We start from the raw sequence: 19,036 nt of genomic DNA, 5'->3' as shown, positions 1-19,036 counted from the left end.
AGTCGCGTCGTGAAATCGAGATTCGGCATGGCCATCGCCGCTGCGACGGTCCTGGCTCTCTCCGCCGGCTGCTCCTCCTCGTCGGACGGATCGTCGTCGTCCGCCGCGGGTTCGGGCGGTAACGGTGCGTCCACCAAGCCCGTCGACGTGGGAGCGCCGCTGCCCGACGAGGTGAAGAGCAGGGGCAAGCTCGCCGTCGGCGTCAAGTGCGACTACCCGCCGTTCGGATACATCGACGAAGCGTCGAAGAACGCGGGATTCGAGATCGACATCGCCCACCGGCTGGCCTCCTACGCGTTCGGCGACCCCAACGCGCTGACCCTGACCTGCGTGACCGGTGCCAACCGGGTGTCGTTCCTGACGTCCAAGCGCATCGACCTGATCGAAGCGACGATGAACTACACCCCGGAACGCGCGCAGACCATCGACTTCTCCACCCCCTACTTCGCGAGCGGTGTGAAGCTGCTGGTCCCCAAGGACTCCTCGATCACGTCCTTCGAGCAGCTGGCCGGCAAGCAGGTCATCAGCATCAGCGGCGCCACCGCCAGCCTCTGGCTCACCCAGTGCATGAAGGACGTCAAGCAGACACTGTTCGCGCAGACGAGCCAGGCGCTGACCGCGCTGAACCAGAAGCGTGGCGTCGCGTTCGCCCAGGACGACACCCTCCTGCTCGACCTGGCGGCGAAGAACCCCAAGCTCAAGGTCGTCGGTGACGCCAAGGCCGACAGCCCCTGGGGAATGGGCGTCCGCAAGGGCGACGCGCAGATGCTCGCCTGGGTCAACGGCGCCCTCGCCCACATGCAGAAGACCGATTTCTTCTGGAGCGAGTTCCAGAAGACCGTCACCGACACCTCGGTGCAGCAGCAGTTCGCGAAGTACGTGCCCCGCCCCGGCCACGACCTGACCTACCCGTCCGGCGCCACCATCCAGTGCTGACCATGCCCGACGCCTCCGGTTACGACTTCGACCCGGGCTTCCTCGTCGGTCATCTCGACGACCTCGGCACCGGCCTGTTGCGGACGCTGGCGATCAGCGCCATCGGCATGGCCGGCGCCCTGCTCGTCGGTGTGCTGCTCGGCGCGGTCAGCGCGCTCCGCGTACCCGTCGCCCGGCAACTCATCACGGTCTACGTCGAGGTGTTCCGCAACACCCCGCTCCTGGTGCAGATCTTCTTCCTCTACTTCGCCCTGCCCGAGACCGGACTGCAACTCGACGGCTTCACCGTCGGCTGGCTGTCACTGCTCCTGTGGGGCGGTGCCTACAACGTGGAGAACTTCCGCGCCGGCTTCGAGGCCGTCGAAGGCGGCTACGTCGAGGCGTGCCGGGCCCTCGGCTTCCCCCGCCTGGCCGCCTTCCGGCACGCCACCCTTCCCCTCGGCGCCCGCATCGCCCTGCCGTCGGTCACCAACATTCTCATCTCGGTCTTCAAGAACTCGTCGTTCATGGTCGCGATCAGCTACCCGGAACTCACCGAGACCGCGGTCAACATCGTCGCCGTCACCTTCCGGGTGTTCGAGATGTTCCTCGCCATCGGCGTCGTCTACCTGGGCCTGGTCTGGCTCATGTCGCTGGGTGCCAGAGCCGTCGAGGGCCGCTTCGCGATACCTGGAGGACACTGATGCCCCCATGGGTCGGCCCCGTGGCCGACTACCTCGCCGACGGCCTGCGCGAAACCGCCCTGTTGGCCCTGGTCAGCATTGTCGCCAGCCTCCTGGTCGGCATCGTGCTCGGCGCCGTGCTCACGCTGCCCGGCAAACCGGCGCGGGCCGTGGTCCGGGCCTACGTCGAGATCTGGCGGGGGCTGCCGATCGTCATCATCCTGTTCCTCATCTTCTTCGTCCTGCCCCTCATCGGCATACGCGTGAACACCTTCGTCGCCGCCGCCGTCGGACTGTCCCTGTGGGGGAGCGCCAACGTGGCCGAAGTCGTCCGGGGCGCCGTCCAGTCGGTGCCCCGTGGCCAGGCCGAGGCCGCCGCCGCGCTGGGCTTCTCCTGGCCCGGACGCATGCGACACGTCCTCCTGCCCCAGGCGGCCCGGCGAGCGCTTCCCCCGCTCATCGGCCTCGTCGTCAACCTGACCCAGCAGACCTCACTGGCCGCGGTCATCGGCCTCGTCGACATCCTCGAAGCGTCACAGCGCTCCATCGAACGGCTCACCCTTTCCGGCGGCTCCTCCCACGCGGTACCGATCCTCGGCGCCGTACTCGCCGTTTTCTTCGTCATCTGCCTGCCGCTTACCATGCTGTCGCGCTGGTACGAGCGCAGACTGCACTGACCCACCCGACCCGGCCGCGGCCACGTCGGGCAACCGGTGTCCGCGGCATCAACACCCACGGAGACAGAGGGGGAACCGGCGATCATGACCGTCCCGCGCCACACCTTGCTGAACGCCGCCTACGACCATGTGCGGGCGGCCATCCTCGACGGCTCCCTCCCTCCGGGCTCCCGCGTCACCGTCCGTCCGCTGACCGAAACACTCGGACTCAGCCCGACCCCCATCAAGAGCGCCCTCGCCGCACTCGAACGCGAGGGCTTCCTCGTCTCCGTACCCCACCGCGGCTACTTCGTCCCCGAATCCGGCACGGACGACCTGCTGGACCTGTACGAGTTGCGGGAGGCGGTGGACGGGCTTGCCGCGCGCCGGACGGCCGGGGCGCCCGATCACGACCGGATCGCCACGCGGTTGCGCCGACTGGTGGCCGAGCAGCGCAAGGCCATCAAGGCGAACGACCTGAACCGCTACGGGGAGTTGGACCTCGCGTTCCACCGCCTCATCTGGGAGGGCTCGGGCAGCCGACGGCTCATCCCCATGGCGGAGAACCTCATCGCCCAAGTGCGCCTGGGCAACCGCCTTTCCGCCCGGGCACCCGGCCGACTGCCGGTCGCCGTCGACGAACACGTGGCCATTCTGGAGGCGATCCGAACGGGCGACTCCCGCGCCGCGGAACAACACATCCGCCACCACGTCCGCGAAGCGGGCCACGCGCTGGGGCGTTACCTCGAACTACAGGACACACTGGAACAGCCCCAACAGCCCTGACCTGACGCCCTTGTTACGGCCGCCCGATGCCGAAGTGCCGTGACACGCCTACGACGTTCCGCGTGACCGGACTTAGGTCTCCGGCGGGGCCGGAAGCGTTCGTCCCAGGCGGGCGAGGGGGGACAGGGCCATCAGTGTCGGTGACAGCAGCATGCCCGCGGCTGTCACCAGGAGGCTGGTCCGCGTTCCCCACACCTCCGCTAGGAAGCCGCCGAGCAGCGAGCCGAGTGGGGTCAGCCCCATGCCGACGAAGTTGATCGTCGCGGCCGCGCGCCCCTGCATCCCGTCCGGAGTGACGGTCTGCCGAACGGCCATGACCGTGACGTTCACCAACTGGCCGAAGGCCCCGAAGACGAAGTTGACCGTGACGAGCACGGCAAACGTCATCATCGACGAACCGTGCAGCACGGGCACGAACAGGAACACCCCGTCGCCGAGTGCCGCCGCGCACACCAGCACGGCACCGTGTCCGAAGCGCCCCGGAAGACGGGCGGCCAGCAGCGAGCCCAGGAGCGCGCCCGGCCCCGTTGCCGCGAGCGCCAGCCCGATCACGGTGCCCGACAGGTGCAAGTCCCGTGGCAGGAACAGCAGATAGACGGTCATCACGGCCGCGAAGGAGAACTGGAAGGCGGCCGACGCGAGGCACACGGTCCGCAGCGAGTGGTCGCCGAAGACAAAGCGAAGACCCTCGTGGATCCGCCGCAGGACCCGAGGAGGACGTTCCGAGCGTTCCGGGACGGATTCGCGGTGACCGATCCGCCGGATCGACAGGAACGACAGAGCGAAGAACACCGCGCTGGAGGCGGCGGCGATCGGCGCCGACAGCACGGACACCAACACACCGCCGAGCGCGGGACCACCGATCTGCGCCGCGGACCGACTGCCCTCGAGCGCGCTGTTGCCCCGCACCAACTGATCGCGCCTCACCAGCCGTACCAAAGACGCCTGGTACGCCACGTCGAAGAACACGGACAGAGCACCGACGACGAAGGCGACCACAAGCAGCGCGGGCAGGCCGAGCCCACCGAGAAGGCCGGCCACGGCGGCGGCGCCCAGAGCCAGGGCCCGACCGGCGTCCGTCAGCACCATCAGCGTACGGGTCCGCCACCTGTCCACCCATGCGCCGGCGAGGAGCGACAGCAGCAGGATCGGCGCCTGCCCCACCGCGCGCAGGACGCCCAACTGACCTGCACCGGCATTGAGCGTCAGGACGGCGAACAGCGGCAGCACCACCAGACTCGTGTGCTCACCCAGTTGCGAGACCGTCTGCCCCACCCAGAGCCTGCGGAAGTCGGCATCGCGCCACAGGCTCGACGAAGCGGACCGACCGGAGTCGGAAACGGCGGAGGAGGAGAACGGCACGGAGACCTCTCGAACGATCAAAAACGAGCCCCGCCGACCGTTTCAGCCAGCGGGAAAGGAAGGCTCGCTGCGCCGCACATCAAGGCCGGCACGCGATGACAGGCCACCAACGACCTCAACCGTCAACGCGCACCCGAACGACCGGGCATGTCTCCGCTCCTCATCAGTCACTCACCGCATCAACCTTGACGCCGCCCGAGGCGAGGGCGGTCGGGGCGTCGTGGGGGTCTCTTCCACGTGGGCCTCGACGCATTCCGGTTCGGTCTTGGGCGACGCCGGTCGGAAGCAGGATCTGACGGTGGTGCCGGGGCGGGTCGCGGTCATCGTGGTGTAGACGTAGGTCTCGGTGTCGTCCCTGTCCTCGACCCGTATGTCGTGTGTCGGGCCGTCCGCCGTGACGTCCACCCGGTCGCCGATCCGGGTTCCCCAGGTCCTGGCCCAGCTCGCACCGCACTTCTCGCTGTAGCGCAGCTCCACATGGGCGCCGGTGGTGGTGCGGTACGTGGTGAGGGTGGCGGGGCCGACGCCACACACCAGGCTCAGCGGGTCCCGGCCCTCGCAGGCGGCCCCGTGACACGGGGGGACCAGCGAGTACGGGGGAGAGGCCGACAGTGGTTCGTCCTGCGGGGCATTCGGGCCCGGCAGCAGGAACAGCACCAGCGCCGCACCACCGATGACCACGGTGTACACCGCCGCCAGCACGATCAGGAGTCCGGTCCTGCGCTCGCGTGGCCACCTGGTCTCGGAGGGGCTGGGCGGCTCCTGCGGCTGTGGCCCCGGCTGTGGTGGCAGCCGCGGCCCCGGCTCGGCGGCGGCCGAGGCCGGGAGCGCCGCGCGTCCGCTCCAGTCCGACTCGGCGATCTCCCACAGGGCCAGCAAGCGCCCGTCCGGTTCGTTCGCGACCCGGCACAGGTCCTGTACGGCCTGACGCGGGGGCAGGCCCTTGCCGTTGAGATAACGCTCCCACGACGACTTGCTGTACGCCGTGCGGTGCGACAGCGCCGCCAGACTGAGCCCCGTACGGGCCCGCAGCTCCCGTAGCGCCGCGGTCAACCGAGTGTGCGCCGCGGTCACTTGGGCGACGCCTCCCGCAGGGCCTGCCAGGTGTGCGGGCCGATCACACCGTCCACCACCAGCCCGTCCCTCATCTGGATCCGCTCGACCGCGCGCTGCGTCTTCGGGCCGAAGACACCGTCGACGTCCCCCGGCGAGATACCGGCCCGGCGCAACAGGCACTGCGCCTCGGCCACTTCCGGCCCCACGTGGGTGTACGCCAGCATGGTGTCCGTGGTGTCGCTGAGGCCCGCGTACCAGCGGCCGTCACGCTGCGCCGGCCGACACGTGTAGACGACCGGCACCAGGGACTCCGACACGGTGTCGGGTGCCGCCTCGACCGTACCGGCGCGGTGTTCCGCGAGCTCGGCGCGGGCGTCCGCGAGCCGCAGGGCCAGCAGGAACACCGCGGAGACGAACAGCACCAGCGCCACCGCCCCTGCCGTGATCACGGCGCGCACGTGACGCCCGTACGGCTGCCACTCCGTGAGAGCGTGCTGCGGGGGCGCAGGCATCGGGGGCGCAGGCATCGGGGGCGCCGGTACCGGGGTCGGCGGTACCGGGGTCGGTGGCGCCGACGGTGCGTCCCCCGCGGCGCTCTCCGCGGCGCCGGCGGTGACCACTCCGCCCTCCGCCCAGCGCTCGGCCGCCATCTCGTGCAGCACCAGCAGCCGGGTCGGATCGTCGCCCCCGACGCGGGCCATCATCTCGACGGCCTTCCGGGGCGGCAGCGACCGGCCGTTCAGATACCGCTGCCACGACCTCGCGCTGTACCCGGTCTTCGCGGCCAGTTGGCGCGAACTCAGCTCGCCGCGGTCCTTCAGTCTGCGCAATCGGACGATCAACTGGCGGACGTCCGGGTGCAGTTCGGCGGGCAACTCATTCCAACGCGACATGTCCCCCCGCTCGCGTTCGGGACCGCCGGTCCGGTCCCGGCCCCCCAAGTCCCGGTCTCATTCTGCATCAACCGGCACAGCCCTCACCGAACAACGACCCCGCCCCCCGTGCGGAAGCCGCGACTCCGCTCACGACCGTCCCGCCGTTCCGACACGGAGGGCGCCATCCCCGCAGGTCAGCGCGTGGGACGTCCCGCGGTGACGCCACTTCCGCGCCGAGTGTGGCCCGGCGCCGCGCCGACGCCGCAGTGTTGCCGAGCCGACCGGATGCGGTCGGCTCGGCCCATGCCACCTCACCGGGAGCGTTCCCTTGAACCTGAAGTCGAACAGAAAGCTGGCGGCGACCCTGCTCACCGCCGCGCTGGCCGCGACCTTGACCCCGCTGACGGCCTCGCCCGCCTCGGCCGCCAGCATGCACGGCTGCTCGTACCCGCGGGTGTGTCTGTACGACGGTGCCTACTCCGGCGGAAGCCCGTTCGGCTGGTTCCAGGACACCTACTACCAGAACATCCCGTCCGGCGGGCAGAACCGGGCGGACGCGGTCGTCAACACCCGCAACGACGACTCCGTCTGGCTGCTCGACACGGGCGCCTCCCCGGACGCGTACATCTGCATCCCGCGGAACACCGCCGTGAACCTCGGTGACTACGCCCACCCCGGCGGCGGCACCTGGGCGAACGACGTCGACACCATCAAGATCTGGGGCGACCCCGACACCGGCACGTGCAGCGGTACCTTCCAGGTGCGGCAGGGCCGTGTCGCCGACGGCTGGCGCCCCTGACACACCCGCCCGTCTGCGGGCACTCGGCTCGGGCCCGTCCTCTCCGTGCGGAGGAGGACGGGCCACGCGCGTTCGGGGCAGGCCCGCGACTGGCGGTCAACTCCTCGATTCTGTACGTGACTTGGCGCGGGTTCCGGTAGGACACTGGGTGTGTCGCGGTCGTCGCGGCGCGTTCTGCCGACGGAGGGTCGTCATGATCGAGTCCGAACTGAAGCGGGCCCTGCACCCCCATCTGCGCAAGGAGACCCTGAAGGTGGCAGTGTCGGGATACCTCGGTGCCGGTTTCCGGCGTGCCGTCCTCGGGGTGACCGACCGCCGTGTCCTCCTGGTCAGGAGCGCCTACTGGTCGATCCGCGACAAAGGGCTCCTGTGGGCCGATCCGCTCGACGAGGTGGCGCTGGGCAACAGAGCCGTCGAACTCCACATGAGCGGCGCCTACACCGGGAACACCTACGTCCGTATACGCCGCGCGGACGGCAGCAAGTTCCGGCTGAACCCCCGTACCCACTTCATCGGCGGCGGTGACGGCACCCGGCGCAGCGTGGAAACCCTGTACTCGTCGGTCAAGGGCCGCTTCTGACCGCACCCGGACCCCGCACGGCCGCGGTTCCGTCGCCGGCATCCGGTTGAGCGTTGAACCGGTCTGGAGGTCGGCTCGTACACGCTCCCGGCAGGACGGTTTCCGTGTCCTGCGGATCTCGGGAGGCGGATCGATGCCGGTGCCTTCGCCGGCAGAGCGGCTGATGACCGTGTTGCATCAGGACCACTACGACGTCCTGATGTCGTTCGTGCTGCGTTACGTCGACACGCGCGACGAGGCCGAGGACGTGGTGCAGGAGACGCTGCTGCGGGCGTGGCGCACGACCGGAAAGGTCGACCGCGCCACGGCGCGCTCCTATCTGTTCACCGTCGCGCGCAACGTCGTCATCGACGGATGGCGGGCGAGACAGGCGCGTCCCGCCACCGTGAACGACGACCGGGCGATCCAGCAGGTGTCCGTCCGCGGACATCACATGTGACGCAGGCCATAACATCGTGCGACAACACTGCCGACTCGGCCCCCGTATCCCTTCGCGCACATCACGCATGGTGAGATCGGAGGGTGCCGGATGAACATGTGGCAGGCCGGGAACGGCAGGCGCTCGTAGTGGGCGTCCGCATGTGGCGTGCCCGGCGCAAGAAGGCGGACGACCCGCCTCTGGACAGTGAGAAGGGCGTGCGGGCCGCCTATCGGGAGTACGGAGGCGAACTCCTGGGCTTCGCGCGCAACGCGCTCGGTGACTCCCAGTTGGCCGAGGAGGTCGTCCAGGAGGTGTTCCTGCGGGCCTGGCGCGCCTCGGACTCCTTCGACAGCAGACGCGGGAGCCTGCGGACCTGGCTGTACGCCATCGCCCGCAACGCGATCGTGGACGCCCGCAGGCGCCGCGAGGCCCGCCCGGCCGTGGCCCACGCCGAGGACGTGGAGCGGGAGAACACCGGCGCGGACGTCGACCCGTACGACCAGCTGCTGGCACGGATAGAGCTGCGCGAGGCGCTGGACCGGCTCTGCCCCGAGCACCGGGAAGTGATCATCGAGGTCTACTTCCTGGGCAGGACCTGCGCCGACCTGGCCGACGAACTGGGCATTCCGGCCTCCAGCGCCCGCAGCCGCCTGTACCACGGTATCCGCGCACTGCGCGGCATCCTCGACGAGAACGGATGGCTGGCACCATGAACGACTTCTGCACCGCGATCCGCGAGGAGGTCACCGAACTCCTGCTCCTGGGCAGGCCGTTGCCCGCTCCGCTCGCCCGCCACGTGGCGTCGTGCGAGGGATGCTCCGAGGAGGCGGAAGGAGTGCGCCGGGTGGTGCGCACCTTCGAGCGCGCGGACTCCCTCCGTGTCCCCTCCGCCCTTCCCGAGTTCGGAGGAACCCCCGCCGTCGCCCCGGCACGGACGCGAGGACCCGTCCGCCGTCGGGTGGTGGCCGCCGTCGCGTCCCTGGTGCTCGCGGCGTGCGCGGCCTTCGTGACCGTCGTGGCCACCTCCGGCCATGACACCCGTACGTCCGTCGCCCTGGTCCACGTCACACAGGACGGCGAGATGATCTCGCACCCCTGGGGCACCGAGATCCCCGTGTCGCTGTCCGGGCTGCGGGCCGGCAGCACCTACCGGCTGATGACGGGCAACGCCCGCGGCGACCGGGTCCAGGCCGGCAGTGTGCAGGCGAGCGGGCAGGACGACGTCCCGATGCGGGTCCACATGACCACCGCGATGAGCAAGGACACCATCACCACGCTGTACGTCCAGGACGCGGACGGGCGCTTCGTCGCCCAGGCCCCCGTGGGACCGCACCGCAACACCTGAGCCACGGGGCGACGTCCCGCCCCGTCCCCGACCATCCCCGAACCAGGGCCGGCCGCACGCCCGCCCTTCCTTCAACGCACCCACAGGTGCACCTTATGTGGAGGTTCGTCAGTGTTTTCGATCAGAAGGGTCGCCGGTGCCACCGCGGTACTGACCGGCATCGGCGCCACGGCCCTCGGCGTGGTGAGCGTCGCCCAGGCCCAGCCGTGGCACCCGGCGGCCGACCGGCACAGCGGGGCACGGACCACCGCGGGGGACGGCACGTCGGTCTCCGTACCCATATCGGGCCGTGACCGTGTGTACACCGCCGACCAGACCTCCAACACGGTCACGGTCGTCGACCCGTCCACCGACAAGACCCTCGGCACGATCGCCCTCGGGGCCCAGCGGCTGGGCGCCACGCTCAGCCCGCAGTACACCGACAACGTCGGGGTGCACGGACTCGCCTTCTCCCGTGACAACAAGCGCCTCGGCGTGGTGAGCGTCACCAGCAACACCGTCGACATCATCGACACCGCGACCAACCAGGTGATCAACGAGACCGACGTCGGCCGTGCCTCGCACGAGGGCACCTTCACCGCCGACGGCAAACAGTTCTGGGTCGCCGACCGGGGCCGCGACACCATCACCGTCGTCGACGCGGTGCACGGCGGTGTCGTCACCGACATCAAGGTCGGCGCCGGCCCCTCCAAGGTCGTCCTCAGCCCCGACGGCAGGACGGCCTACGTCAACCACATCAGCGCGCCCGAGATCACCGCGGTCGACGTGCGCACCCACAAGGTCCGCTACACCATCAAGGGCCTCGGCGACACCTTCTCCTCCGACGAGGCGATCTCACCCGACGGCACCGAGCTGTGGGCCCCGCACAAGCGTGCGGGCCTGACCAGCGTCATCGACCTCGAGCAGCGCAAGGTCACCGCCGTGCTGAAGACGGGACCGGACTCCAACCACCCCAACTTCGCCAACACGAAGGACGGTTCGTTCGCCTATCTGACCGTGGGCGGCCTCGACCAGACGCTCGTCTACCGCCGTAACCCCGGTGGCACCCCGCAGTTGGTGACCCGTATCCACGACACCGGCCACGCGCCGCACGGCCTCTGGCCCAGCGGAGACGGCACCCGCATGTACGTGGGCATGGAGAAGTCCGACGCGGTCGACGTCATCGACACCGCCACCAACAAGGTCGTCGACACGGTCGGCGTCGGCCAGGAACCCCAGGCCCTGGTGTACGTCCCCGACGCGGCACCCGCGGGATCCGCCGCCAACCTCGGCCGCCAGGGCCTCGGCGACGCGCCCCGCAACGTACCCACCACCCTGCCCGACGGCACCGCGGGCGAGACCATGCGCCCCGACGACAAGGGCCGCCAACTGGAGGCCACCGTCCGGCCCGTCAGCGGACTCGACATGATCCAGCTCCAGGCCCGCGACCTCCGGCCGACCACCACCTACCAGGCGTACGCCGTCCAGAAGGACGGCAGCAGGATCCCGCTGCTGTCCTTCACCACGGACTCCTCGGGCAACGCCGCCCAGGTCCTGGCCTTCGCCGACTTCACCGGCGTGAGCGTCTCCCTCACGTCCCAGGGCAAGGCCACCGCGCAGACCCTGGCCCGGATGTCGGCCGCGGTCGCCTCCATGCACCCGGGCTCCGACAGCGCGGTCGAGGCCGCCGACCTCCTGTACTGCGACTGCTGCTGAAGGGCCGCACGCCACCATGACACGCACCCCTCACCCGCGCGCCGGCCGGCGCGCACACCGGGCGACCGCGGTACTGGGAACGGCCGCGGCAGCGCTCCTGCTGCTCACGGGGACCGCCTCGGCACACGTACGGGTGTTCTCCGACGGCGCCGAGGAGGGGAACCCGGCCACCCTGCGGTTCCGGGTCCCCTCCGAGAAGGCGGACGCCACCACCGTCCGCGTCGAGGTCACCCTCCCGAAAGGGGTCACGTCCACCGGCGCGCCGCCGGCCTCCGGATGGACACGCGAGGACGTCGCGTCCGCCGCGAACGGCGCGACCCGCGTCATGTGGACCGCCACGGCGGGCCATGAGCTCAAGCCCGACGAACACCGCTACTTCGACGTACGCGTAGGACCGCTCCCGAAGGAACCGAGCATCGCCTTCGACGTGGCCCAGACGTACTCGGACGGCTCCGTGGTGAACTGGAACGAGCGGCAGCGGGGCGGCAAGGTGCCGGACTTCCCGGCACCCGTGCTCGTCCTGGACGCGGCGGCCGCGAAGGCGGAGCAGGCCCGTGAGGAAGCGGCGCCACGGCCGGCACCGGCCGCGACGGCCACGCCCGCACGGGCGGCGGCCACCCGGGACGGAGGGGCGGGCACGGTGTCCTGGCTGCCCTGGACCGTGGCGGGTGCCGCCGTCCTGGGCGCGGGCACCGTGGTCGCGGTACGCCGCAGGACGGCACCCGGCGGAACCGGATCGCCACAGCGGTGAGGAAGTGACCGTGTCGGAGGCGGCGCGCGGGGCGGGGACCGTCGGTCCCCGCCCCGCGCGCCCTGCACGTCGACGAAGGCGGTCGTCCCGACGAAACAACCTGCGGCCGCCAGGTCGTTTCCCGGGCCGGTCGGTCTCAGGGGTTCGAGGCCGAGGTGGTGGTGAAGCGTTTGCGGTATTCGGTGGGGGTGGTGCCGAGGTGACGGGCGAAGGCCCGGCGCAGGGTCTCGTCGCTCCCGAGGCCGCTGTGGTGCGCGGCGGAGGTGATGCTGTGGCCCTCCAGGAGGAGCTGCTGGGCGCGGTCGAGACGGACGCGTTCGACCCAGCGGGCAGGGGTGGTGTGCAGTTCGGTGCGGAAGAGCCGGGTGAGGTGGCGGGTGCTGAGGGCGGCGCGGGTTGCCATGGCGGGCAGACCGTGGTCGGCGGCCGGATCGGCGAGGACATCGGCGGTGAGGGCGCGCAGCGGGTCGCTGCGGGCGGGCGGGGTGGCCATCGCGGTGGAGAACTGGGACTGGCCGCCGGGACGCTGCATGAAGACGACGAGCTCGCGGGCGACGTCGCGGGCGGCGTCGGGCCCGCGGTCGTGCTCGACGAGGGCGAGCGCGAGGTCGATGCCGGCGCTGATGCCGGCGCTGGTGTGGTACCGGCCGTCGCGGACGTGCAGGGCGTCGGGTTCCACGTGGACGCGGGGATGGCGGCGGGCCAGGGTGGAGGCGTGGCGCCAGTGGGTGGTGGCGCGGCGATCGTCGAGCAGGCCGAGCGCGGCCAGGACGAAGGCACCGCTGCACACCGAGGCGACCCGCTGGGCCTGCCCGGCGAGGATACGCGCGGCGGAGAGGAGCTCCTCGTCGGGGCCCTGGAGCGCGAGGTGGTCGGCTCCCGTGATCACCAGAGTGTCCAGGAGACCGGTGTCCTGGGGTGCGGCGGTGGCGGCCAGCGCCACGCCGTTGGAGGCGGTGACGGTGCCACCGTGGGGGGAGACCAGGAGGGCCGTGTACGGGTGGCCGAGCCGGGTGGCCAGGTGGAAGACCTCCATGGGGCCACTGGCGTCGAGCAGGGTCACACCGTCGAACACGAGGAACGCGATCCGCCGGGTCATGTCTGAATCTGTGGTGGACGTGGCTGTGCGGACATGGCGTCAGCCTAAGCCACCGGCGAGTGTGGAGGCGTCCCACCGATCACCTCTTGAAGGAGACACAGGCCATGACGAGCGAGACGATCGCAGGCGTACGCATCCCGGACAGCGCCCTGGCGCGTGAGGCGACCGAGCTGGTGCGCGAGGTCGCAGGCCCGCTGCTGTTCGACCACTCGCGCCGGGTCTTCCTGTTCGGGGCACTGCGCGGTGCCGAGCAGAAGCTGGACTTCGATGCGGAACTGCTGTACGTGGGGGCGATGTTCCACGACCTCGGCCTCACCGACGGCTTCGCCCGCACCGATCAGCGATTCGAGATCGACGGAGCGGACGAGGCCCGCCGCTTCCTCCGGGCCCACGGCGTCACCGGCGAACCCGCCGAGCGCGTGTGGACCGCCATCGCGCTGCACACCACGCCGGAGATCCCCCTGCACATGGCGCCCGAGATCGCTTTGGTCACCCGCGGCGTGGAACTGGATGTCCTGGGCATCGGCTACCACGCCGTCAGCAGCGAGCGGCGCGCCGCCGTGGTCGCGGCCCACCCCCGTCCCGACTTCAAGAACCGCATCCTCGCCGCGTTCACCGACGGGATCAAGGACCGCCCCGACACCACCTTCGGCAACGTCAAGGCCGATGTCCTGGCCCACTTCGTCCCCGGCTTCGAGCGCGGCGACTTCGTCGACGTCATCCAGAAGTCCGACTGGCCCGAGTAGCACCGTGCCCGGCGCCCGGACGACGGAAGCGGGATCGTCACCGACCGCGTCGGATCTCCGGAAGGCGGCCGGCACATCGAGGTCTCATCGGTGCTGCGGCAGGTCAAGCAGTTCAGCGCACTCGTGAAGGACGACATGCTCGCCGCCTCCGCGACCGTACGCGCACGCCGCCGGGACGCGAGCTGAACCCGACGTCACCTCACGGGAGTTCACGTGAACCGGTCGCCCTGCCCCCGGCCGCCTGCCGCAGATGCGCCGCCAGCGCCTCGACGTCCGCCGAGGGCGGCCCGCCGGTCACGCCCCACGCCAGGAGATGGAACCTGCGCGCCCACGCGTCCTGCAGAGCGCACACGTCGAGGTCCTGCCCAGGGTCGACCTCTCGGCGGGGAACGACCGCCAGGCCCACACCCGCGGACGCGAGCGTCGAGAGCACCGTCAGGTCGGGGGCCGTGGTCCGGTAGCGGACCTCCGGTGCCCGGGGCCCCAGACGGGTCTCGATCCACCGGCGCAGCGACGCACCCGCGCTGAGGCCCACCATCGGGTGCTCGGCCACCTCGTGGAAGGCCACCGTGTCGCGGCCGGCGAGAACGCCGCCGGCCTGGCCGATGGCGACGAGGGAGTCGTCGCCCAGCGGTTCCAGGAGCAGACCGCAGTCCTTGACCTCCTGGTCCACCAGTACGCCCAGGTCCGCCTCGCCGTCGCGGAGCGTGCGCACCGTGTCCGGCGTCTGGCTCTCCCGCACATGGACGTCGATGTCGGCGTGCCGGGTCAGGAACGAGATCAACGCCGCCGGCACGAGCCGGTGCATGGCGGAGCCTCCGGCCAGGAGACGCAGCGCAGCCTTCCGGGGATGCGTATAGCTGGCGACGGCGCTCTCCAGCTTCGCCGTGTGGGTCAGCACGTCGCGCGCATGGCGTTGCAGTGTCACGCCGGCCGGGGTCGGGCGGACCCCGCGTCGCCCCCGTACCAGCAGATCAACACCCGCCTGCTGTTCCAGCTGCCGTACGCGTGCGCTGGCCGAGGGGAGGCTGAGGTGCAGGCGCCGCGCTCCGGCCGTGATGGAGCCCTCCTCCACCACGCTGAGAAAGAGCCGCAGATCGTCCAGGTCGTACCGCACCTGGCCAGCCTATGGCACAGCCGTAGGCAGACTTCGGAAACTGCGCATTGTGACGGCGCCCTGCGGTGGACGATGCTCGACGGGTGACAGACATCCTGATCGTCGTCGTGGCCGGACTGGTCGCGGGCGCGCTCAACGCCGTCGGTGGCGGAGGGACCTTCGTCGCGCTGCCCGCGCTCGTCCTGGTCGGGCTGGAGCCGGTGACGGCCAACGCGGCCTCCACCATCGCGCTGGTGCCGGGCGCGGTCGCCAGCGCGTGGGTCTACCGTCACGACATCAGACCCGTGGGCGCCGCCTCCACCCGTGCCCTCGGCGTCGTCAGTGTGGTCGGCGGAGTCGCGGGGGCCTGCCTCCTGCTGGTCCTGCCGTCCAGGTCGTTCGGCGCCGCCGTGCCCTGGCTGCTCGCCTTCGCCACCTTGCTCCTGATCTTCGGCCGCCCCCTGACCGGTTACCTCGGCAGGGCCACCGACCGGCAATTCACGCTCGGCCCCCGTGCCGTCCTGGCCGGACAGTTCGTCCTCGCCGTGTACGGCGGCTACTTCGGCGGCGCCGTCGGGATCATGATGCTCGCCCTGTGGAGCCTGGGTCTGGGCATCGACACCAGCACGGGGAACCCGATGCGGGTGGTGCAACTGGCGGCCATCTACCTCAGCTCGGCGACCGTCTTCCTCTTCGCGTCGCCCGCCACGCACCACCCGCTCATCCTCCTGGCCATGGTCACCGGCGCTGTCGCCGGAGGATTCGCCGGCGCCCGCCTGGCGCGCCGTCTGCCGCCGCGTCTGCTGCGCGGAGCGATCCTGACCACGGCGACGACCACGACGGTCCTCTACTTCGCCCGCGGTTAGTCCGAGGAGGCCCGATGCATCCCCCGACCCCAACTCCCGCGGCGACCGCACGTCTCCTCGTGTCGTGGACGGCCCGCACGCTGTCCGACCAGGCGCGCGCCCTCGTCCCCCGCACCGGACACGACTCGGCCGCCCCTCCCGGCCCGGCACCGGGCGCCGTGCTCGCCGACGCGGCCGACGTGTTCGACACCGCCCGGCACCTCCTCGAAACCGCGGTGGTCTACGAGCGGATACGCGGCACCGCCTGGCCCTCCATCGCCCCCTCGGTCCGCCTGTCCCCCCAGCACGCCGCCGAGGCATACACGGACGCGGTGGCCCGATTCCGTCTCGTCCACACCGCGTTCGACCCGGAGGCCGCTCAGCAGCTGCGGGGCGAGGCATGGTGGCGGGTGTTCCCCGTCCACCACCCGGCCGAGGCCGCCGCCGACCTCCACGACTGGCTCCACCGCTCCCCGGACCACCACCGGCACCAGTAGGGGTTCGCACCATGCACGCACGTCCCGCCCAAGACCTGGCGCGGGAGCGGGACCGCCCGTTCGGTCAGCCCCGGTGTCCCCAGTCCAGCCGGTCGTCCAGACCCGCGGAGGCGAACGCCTCGGCGAGCTGATCGCGGCCTTCGGTGAAGTGGGCCCAGCTGTCGTAGTGCACGGGTACGACCCGCCGGGCGCCGAGGAGTTGTGCCGCCTCGACGGCCTGGGCGCTGTCGAGCACGAGCGGCGCTCCGCCGAACACGGCGGGGAAGCGGGGGGCTCCGGCGAAGAGGACCGCCGTGTCGACGGGGCCGAAGCGCCCGGCCACCTCCTTGACGACGTCGAGGGAGGCGTTGTCGCCGCTCACGTACACCGTGGGAAGCCCCTCGCCGGTGAGGACGAAGCCCACGACCTGTCCCGCGGACTTCTCCACGGTCTCGCGGGGGCCGGGACCGTGGATGGCGGGCGCGGCCGTGACGGTCAGCGTCCCGCCGTCCGCGCGGTCGAACCGCACGGGCTCCCAGTCGGCCAGTCCGCGGGCCGTGCCCTTCAGCCGCTGCGCGCCACTGGGGGTGGTCAGGGTGAGCGGTACGTCCGCGAGCAGGGCGCGGCCGGAGTCGTCGAGGTTGTCGGCGTGCTCGTCGTGCGACAGCAGGACGACGTCGATGTCGCCGATCGACTCGCGGGGGCCGGCGGGGGGAGCGGTCTTGGTCAGCGGAGGGCGGCCGGGGCGCAGGAATTCACCGGGAGCGTCGAACGTGGGGTCGACCAGGAAGCGCAGACCTCCGTACTCGAAGAGGGCCGTCGGACCGCCGAACACACGCACCGGGAAATTTCCGGACACCACAGCCGAGGAAGACATGAAAACCTCATGGATAGAAGCGACTGAACCGTGAGCGACTCTAGATAGTTCTCACGGTTCTCGCAACGTGTATCGTGAGAGTCATGGCTGAAGCCCTCTCCTCCGACGCAGCACTGCAGCCCGCGCCGGGCGAGGACCAGTACTGCTCCCTGGCGCTCGCCAACAGCCTCATGACGCTGACCGGCGGCCGGGTCGTGGACCGCCTCGCGACACCCGAGGGCGCGAACGAGTGGCTCGCCGAACACGACCTGACCCCCGCCGACCTCGGCCTGCGCGAAAGCTGCGCGACTCAACTGCGGGTGCTGCGCGAGCACGTCAGAGCCCTGCTCGCCTCCCGTGCCGACGGGCTGTCCGCACCCCTCGCCGCGGTCACCGCCCTCAACCAGGCGATGACGAGCGTCCCCACCTCACCCCTGCTCCAGTGGGACGAGAAGACCGGCCCCTACCGCGTCACCACTCACCCGACCGCCGCGGCCGTCGACTTCGCGATCGCCCACCTGGCCGCCAACGCCGCGGACCTGCTGACCGGCCCCGACGCCGACCGCCTCACGGCCTGCGGCTCGACCCCCTGCTCCCGCTTCCTGCTCCGCCGCGGCCGCCGACACTGGTGCTCCACCCGGTGCGGCGACCGCGCCCGCGCGGCCCGTGCCTACGCACGCCGCACGGACCCCGAAGCGAACTGAACCCGTCGACCGCCGAGGGCACCCCGGCCCCGACCGCCCCGACCGCTCAAGGCTGCTTCTTCTCCACGTCCTTCACCGAGCTCGGTCCCAACTGCTTGGCGCTGGCGTACTCCGGCATCGTCATGGGCTTGTCGAACAGGAAGAACGACTGGTTCGTGCCGACCGTGAACTCCATGTACGCACCCGTCGTGGCGTCGAAACCGTAGTAGGCGTTGCAGGTGGAACCCGATGTGTACGTGCCGTCCATGCCGGGCTGCGCGAGCACCGCGACACCGTTGGAGGAGGACTCCACCCGCTCCGTCGGAGTGAGCATCTTGCAGCGCGGCACCGGCAGGCCCTTCATGATGAAGTACCCGTACTCGCCGTTGGCGTTCTGGATGTAGACGTACGAGAGCTTGCCCCGCTGCCCCCACGTTTTGATCCACTGGTTGATCGCCTCGCGGGTCGGCGAGTACGCCATGCGGCCCGCCGGCTGCTGGGCCACGAGGTAGTCGTAGTTCTGCTGCTTGGCCTTGTTCTCCTTGTCCTGGCTGGAGTCGCTGGTGCACGACGTCGCGGTGAGTCCGACGACGAGCGCGACGACGGCGGCCAGGGCCATGCGTGCGAACTTCTTCATGCGATGCTGCCCTCTTCCCGGGATAGGGGGATCAGTTGGTGCACGTCGTGCGCTCGGCGGTGGCATCCAGCCGGTAGGGCAGATCCTTGTCACGGAAGGGCGCGCGGTGCTCCTGGGCGGCCTTCGAGTTGTAGGAGTTGACCGACTCGATCCGCGTGGCCTTCAGCGCGGTGATCGACTGGTCGATCTGCGTCGTACGGGTCTCCGAAGCGGTCTTGCGCTCCTCCTGGAGCACCTGGATCGTCCCCTCGGCGTTCTGCACGGCCTCGCACAGGTCGAAGAACTCCTCGTACGTGGTCTGCCGGAACTCGCCCGAACCGACCGTCTTGTTGCGCTCGTCCGCCTCACCGCGGAACGGGGCGGTGATCCACCCCGCGGCGCCGAAGGCGAACGCCCCGATCACGTACAACACCGCCAGGCCGACGACCCCGCCGACGGCCCAAGCCCCTATCCGTGCCCCCTCGCGTACCTGCCCCATGGCCATCCCCCTTCACAGGTGGTTGCGCGGTGTGGAACCACCTTTCGCGAAAGAGGACACGGCGCCCGGTGAAACGGTTCCGCCGGGAAGAACACCAGGAAGGGGGCGCCGACACGGCGCAAAAACGCCGCCGGGGGGGGGGGGGGGGGGGCCCGCCCCCCCCCCCCCCCGCCCTGATGAAAATGTGGGGGGTGGG

General features: G+C 70.8%; 23 protein-coding genes. 15 read left to right on the top strand and 8 right to left on the bottom strand.

All coding sequences use genetic code 11. The annotated features are described in order from the left end of the window. The first annotated feature begins 9 nt into the window (after window positions 1–9). The 4 genes from AB0F77_RS35455 (at window position 10) to AB0F77_RS35440 (ending at window position 3,040) form a co-directional block, all read left to right on the top strand. Window positions 10–936: a transporter substrate-binding domain-containing protein gene (locus tag AB0F77_RS35455; RefSeq protein WP_361956310.1), complete on the top strand. Its 927-nt coding sequence runs from the start codon at window positions 10–12 to the stop codon at window positions 934–936. Between the two features lie 2 nt (window positions 937–938). Then, a complete protein-coding gene (locus AB0F77_RS35450) occupies window positions 939–1,619 on the top strand; it encodes an amino acid ABC transporter permease (RefSeq protein WP_361956307.1) in 681 nt (226 codons plus the stop codon). Continuing rightward, complete coding sequence (locus tag AB0F77_RS35445) at window positions 1,619–2,275, top strand: amino acid ABC transporter permease (protein ID WP_361956304.1); 657 nt, start codon at window positions 1,619–1,621, stop codon at window positions 2,273–2,275. The genes AB0F77_RS35450 and AB0F77_RS35445 overlap by 1 nt, the downstream gene beginning before the upstream one ends. 84 nt (window positions 2,276–2,359) lie before the next feature. Then, window positions 2,360–3,040: a GntR family transcriptional regulator gene (locus AB0F77_RS35440; protein ID WP_361956300.1), complete on the top strand. Its 681-nt coding sequence runs from the start codon at window positions 2,360–2,362 to the stop codon at window positions 3,038–3,040. Between the two features lie 72 nt (window positions 3,041–3,112). Here AB0F77_RS35440 and AB0F77_RS35435 read toward each other — a convergent pair whose 3' ends face one another. The 3 genes from AB0F77_RS35435 to AB0F77_RS35425 form a co-directional block, all read right to left on the bottom strand. Further along, complete coding sequence (locus AB0F77_RS35435) at window positions 3,113–4,402, bottom strand: MFS transporter (RefSeq protein ID WP_361956449.1); 1,290 nt, start codon at window positions 4,400–4,402, stop codon at window positions 3,113–3,115. A 171-nt stretch (window positions 4,403–4,573) separates the two neighbouring features. After that, window positions 4,574–5,476, bottom strand: coding sequence for a DUF2690 domain-containing protein (locus AB0F77_RS35430; protein WP_361956297.1), 903 nt, complete (start codon window positions 5,474–5,476; stop codon window positions 4,574–4,576). Then, window positions 5,473–6,351 carry a peptidoglycan-binding protein gene (locus AB0F77_RS35425; RefSeq protein ID WP_361956294.1) on the bottom strand — a complete coding sequence of 293 codons (879 nt, stop codon included), beginning with the start codon at window positions 6,349–6,351 and terminating at the stop codon, window positions 5,473–5,475. Before AB0F77_RS35425 ends, AB0F77_RS35430 begins: the two co-directional genes overlap by 4 nt. Window positions 6,352–6,661: 310 nt before the next feature. On the opposite strand from AB0F77_RS35425, the gene AB0F77_RS35420 reads away from it, so the two are divergent. The 7 genes from AB0F77_RS35420 to AB0F77_RS35390 all read left to right on the top strand — a co-directional run bounded on the left by AB0F77_RS35420 (window position 6,662) and on the right by AB0F77_RS35390 (window position 11,924). Further along, on the top strand, window positions 6,662–7,132 hold the full coding sequence (locus tag AB0F77_RS35420) for a hypothetical protein (RefSeq protein WP_361956291.1): 471 nt from the start codon (window positions 6,662–6,664) through the stop codon (window positions 7,130–7,132). Window positions 7,133–7,325: 193 nt separating this feature from the next. Then, window positions 7,326–7,712 carry a hypothetical protein gene (locus tag AB0F77_RS35415; RefSeq protein ID WP_361956288.1) on the top strand — a complete coding sequence of 129 codons (387 nt, stop codon included), beginning with the start codon at window positions 7,326–7,328 and terminating at the stop codon, window positions 7,710–7,712. Between the two features lie 163 nt (window positions 7,713–7,875). Further along, window positions 7,876–8,151 carry a sigma factor gene (locus AB0F77_RS35410; protein WP_361956285.1) on the top strand — a complete coding sequence of 92 codons (276 nt, stop codon included), beginning with the start codon at window positions 7,876–7,878 and terminating at the stop codon, window positions 8,149–8,151. An 83-nt stretch (window positions 8,152–8,234) separates the two neighbouring features. Next, window positions 8,235–8,846, top strand: a complete 612-nt coding sequence (locus tag AB0F77_RS35405; protein WP_361956282.1) for a sigma-70 family RNA polymerase sigma factor — start codon at window positions 8,235–8,237, stop codon at window positions 8,844–8,846. After that, entirely contained in the window at window positions 8,831–9,478 is a 648-nt protein-coding gene (locus AB0F77_RS35400) for a hypothetical protein (protein ID WP_361956279.1), read from the top strand. The genes AB0F77_RS35405 and AB0F77_RS35400 overlap by 16 nt, the downstream gene beginning before the upstream one ends. A 111-nt stretch (window positions 9,479–9,589) precedes the next feature. Continuing rightward, a complete protein-coding gene (locus tag AB0F77_RS35395; protein WP_361956275.1) occupies window positions 9,590–11,173 on the top strand; it encodes a beta-propeller fold lactonase family protein in 1,584 nt (527 codons plus the stop codon). Between the two features lie 16 nt (window positions 11,174–11,189). Next, window positions 11,190–11,924, top strand: coding sequence for a DUF1775 domain-containing protein (locus AB0F77_RS35390; protein WP_361956272.1), 735 nt, complete (start codon window positions 11,190–11,192; stop codon window positions 11,922–11,924). 136 nt (window positions 11,925–12,060) lie between these two features. Here the strand turns inward: AB0F77_RS35390 and AB0F77_RS35385 are convergent, their stop codons facing one another. Then, on the bottom strand, window positions 12,061–13,023 hold the full coding sequence (locus tag AB0F77_RS35385; RefSeq protein ID WP_361956269.1) for a helix-turn-helix domain-containing protein: 963 nt from the start codon (window positions 13,021–13,023) through the stop codon (window positions 12,061–12,063). 104 nt (window positions 13,024–13,127) lie between these two features. Between AB0F77_RS35385 and AB0F77_RS35380 the strand changes: the two genes are divergently transcribed. After that, window positions 13,128–13,769 (top strand): HD domain-containing protein, encoded by a 642-nt coding sequence (locus AB0F77_RS35380; RefSeq protein ID WP_361956266.1) that lies wholly within the window; start codon window positions 13,128–13,130, stop codon window positions 13,767–13,769. A 199-nt stretch (window positions 13,770–13,968) separates the two neighbouring features. On the opposite strand, the gene AB0F77_RS35375 is transcribed toward AB0F77_RS35380, so the two are convergent. After that, window positions 13,969–14,886: a LysR family transcriptional regulator gene (locus AB0F77_RS35375; RefSeq protein ID WP_361956263.1), complete on the bottom strand. Its 918-nt coding sequence runs from the start codon at window positions 14,884–14,886 to the stop codon at window positions 13,969–13,971. 83 nt (window positions 14,887–14,969) lie between these two features. Here AB0F77_RS35375 and AB0F77_RS35370 point away from each other — a divergent pair, with 83 nt between their 5' ends. Both AB0F77_RS35370 and AB0F77_RS35365 read left to right on the top strand, forming a co-directional pair. Then, window positions 14,970–15,731 (top strand): sulfite exporter TauE/SafE family protein, encoded by a 762-nt coding sequence (locus AB0F77_RS35370; protein ID WP_361956260.1) that lies wholly within the window; start codon window positions 14,970–14,972, stop codon window positions 15,729–15,731. Window positions 15,732–15,745: 14 nt separating this feature from the next. Continuing rightward, window positions 15,746–16,207: a hypothetical protein gene (locus AB0F77_RS35365; protein ID WP_361956257.1), complete on the top strand. Its 462-nt coding sequence runs from the start codon at window positions 15,746–15,748 to the stop codon at window positions 16,205–16,207. Between the two features lie 64 nt (window positions 16,208–16,271). On the opposite strand, the gene AB0F77_RS35360 is transcribed toward AB0F77_RS35365, so the two are convergent. After that, complete coding sequence (locus tag AB0F77_RS35360) at window positions 16,272–17,063, bottom strand: MBL fold metallo-hydrolase (protein ID WP_361956254.1); 792 nt, start codon at window positions 17,061–17,063, stop codon at window positions 16,272–16,274. 83 nt (window positions 17,064–17,146) lie between these two features. Between AB0F77_RS35360 and AB0F77_RS35355 the strand changes: the two genes are divergently transcribed. Then, window positions 17,147–17,746, top strand: a complete 600-nt coding sequence (locus AB0F77_RS35355; RefSeq protein WP_361956252.1) for an ABATE domain-containing protein — start codon at window positions 17,147–17,149, stop codon at window positions 17,744–17,746. Between the two features lie 46 nt (window positions 17,747–17,792). Here AB0F77_RS35355 and AB0F77_RS35350 read toward each other — a convergent pair whose 3' ends face one another. Continuing rightward, window positions 17,793–18,362, bottom strand: a complete 570-nt coding sequence (locus tag AB0F77_RS35350; protein ID WP_361956248.1) for a hypothetical protein — start codon at window positions 18,360–18,362, stop codon at window positions 17,793–17,795. 31 nt (window positions 18,363–18,393) lie between these two features. Further along, the gene (locus AB0F77_RS35345; protein ID WP_361956245.1) at window positions 18,394–18,846 is read right to left on the bottom strand and encodes a hypothetical protein; all 453 of its coding nucleotides are present in this window, start codon (window positions 18,844–18,846) and stop codon (window positions 18,394–18,396) included. Between the last annotated feature and the right edge of the window lie 190 nt (window positions 18,847–19,036).

Origin of the sequence: Streptomyces sp. NPDC026672 (genome assembly GCF_040638185.1) — a bacterium.
Lineage (GTDB): Bacteria > Actinomycetota > Actinomycetes > Streptomycetales > Streptomycetaceae > Streptomyces.
The sequence above is the reverse complement of the archived record's forward strand: the minus strand, read 5'-3'. Positions and strand labels throughout refer to the sequence as shown.

Excerpts from the sequence above, each read along its gene's own strand:
- AB0F77_RS35450 (WP_361956307.1), top strand. The coding sequence starts at position 939 with ATGCCCGACGCCTCCGGTTACGACTTCGACCCGGGCTTCCTCGTCGGT.
- AB0F77_RS35445 (WP_361956304.1), top strand. The coding sequence starts at position 1,619 with ATGCCCCCATGGGTCGGCCCCGTGGCCGACTACCTCGCCGACGGCCTG.
- AB0F77_RS35440 (WP_361956300.1), top strand. The coding sequence starts at position 2,360 with ATGACCGTCCCGCGCCACACCTTGCTGAACGCCGCCTACGACCATGTG.
- AB0F77_RS35425 (WP_361956294.1), bottom strand. The coding sequence starts at position 6,351 with ATGTCGCGTTGGAATGAGTTGCCCGCCGAACTGCACCCGGACGTCCGC.
- AB0F77_RS35415 (WP_361956288.1), top strand. The coding sequence starts at position 7,326 with ATGATCGAGTCCGAACTGAAGCGGGCCCTGCACCCCCATCTGCGCAAG.
- AB0F77_RS35410 (WP_361956285.1), top strand. The coding sequence starts at position 7,876 with ATGACCGTGTTGCATCAGGACCACTACGACGTCCTGATGTCGTTCGTG.
- AB0F77_RS35400 (WP_361956279.1), top strand. The coding sequence starts at position 8,831 with ATGGCTGGCACCATGAACGACTTCTGCACCGCGATCCGCGAGGAGGTC.
- AB0F77_RS35390 (WP_361956272.1), top strand. The coding sequence starts at position 11,190 with ATGACACGCACCCCTCACCCGCGCGCCGGCCGGCGCGCACACCGGGCG.
- AB0F77_RS35385 (WP_361956269.1), bottom strand. The coding sequence starts at position 13,023 with ATGACCCGGCGGATCGCGTTCCTCGTGTTCGACGGTGTGACCCTGCTC.
- AB0F77_RS35380 (WP_361956266.1), top strand. The coding sequence starts at position 13,128 with ATGACGAGCGAGACGATCGCAGGCGTACGCATCCCGGACAGCGCCCTG.
- AB0F77_RS35365 (WP_361956257.1), top strand. The coding sequence starts at position 15,746 with ATGCATCCCCCGACCCCAACTCCCGCGGCGACCGCACGTCTCCTCGTG.
- AB0F77_RS35360 (WP_361956254.1), bottom strand. The coding sequence starts at position 17,063 with ATGTCTTCCTCGGCTGTGGTGTCCGGAAATTTCCCGGTGCGTGTGTTC.
- AB0F77_RS35355 (WP_361956252.1), top strand. The coding sequence starts at position 17,147 with ATGGCTGAAGCCCTCTCCTCCGACGCAGCACTGCAGCCCGCGCCGGGC.
- AB0F77_RS35350 (WP_361956248.1), bottom strand. The coding sequence starts at position 18,362 with ATGAAGAAGTTCGCACGCATGGCCCTGGCCGCCGTCGTCGCGCTCGTC.
- AB0F77_RS35345 (WP_361956245.1), bottom strand. The coding sequence starts at position 18,846 with ATGGCCATGGGGCAGGTACGCGAGGGGGCACGGATAGGGGCTTGGGCC.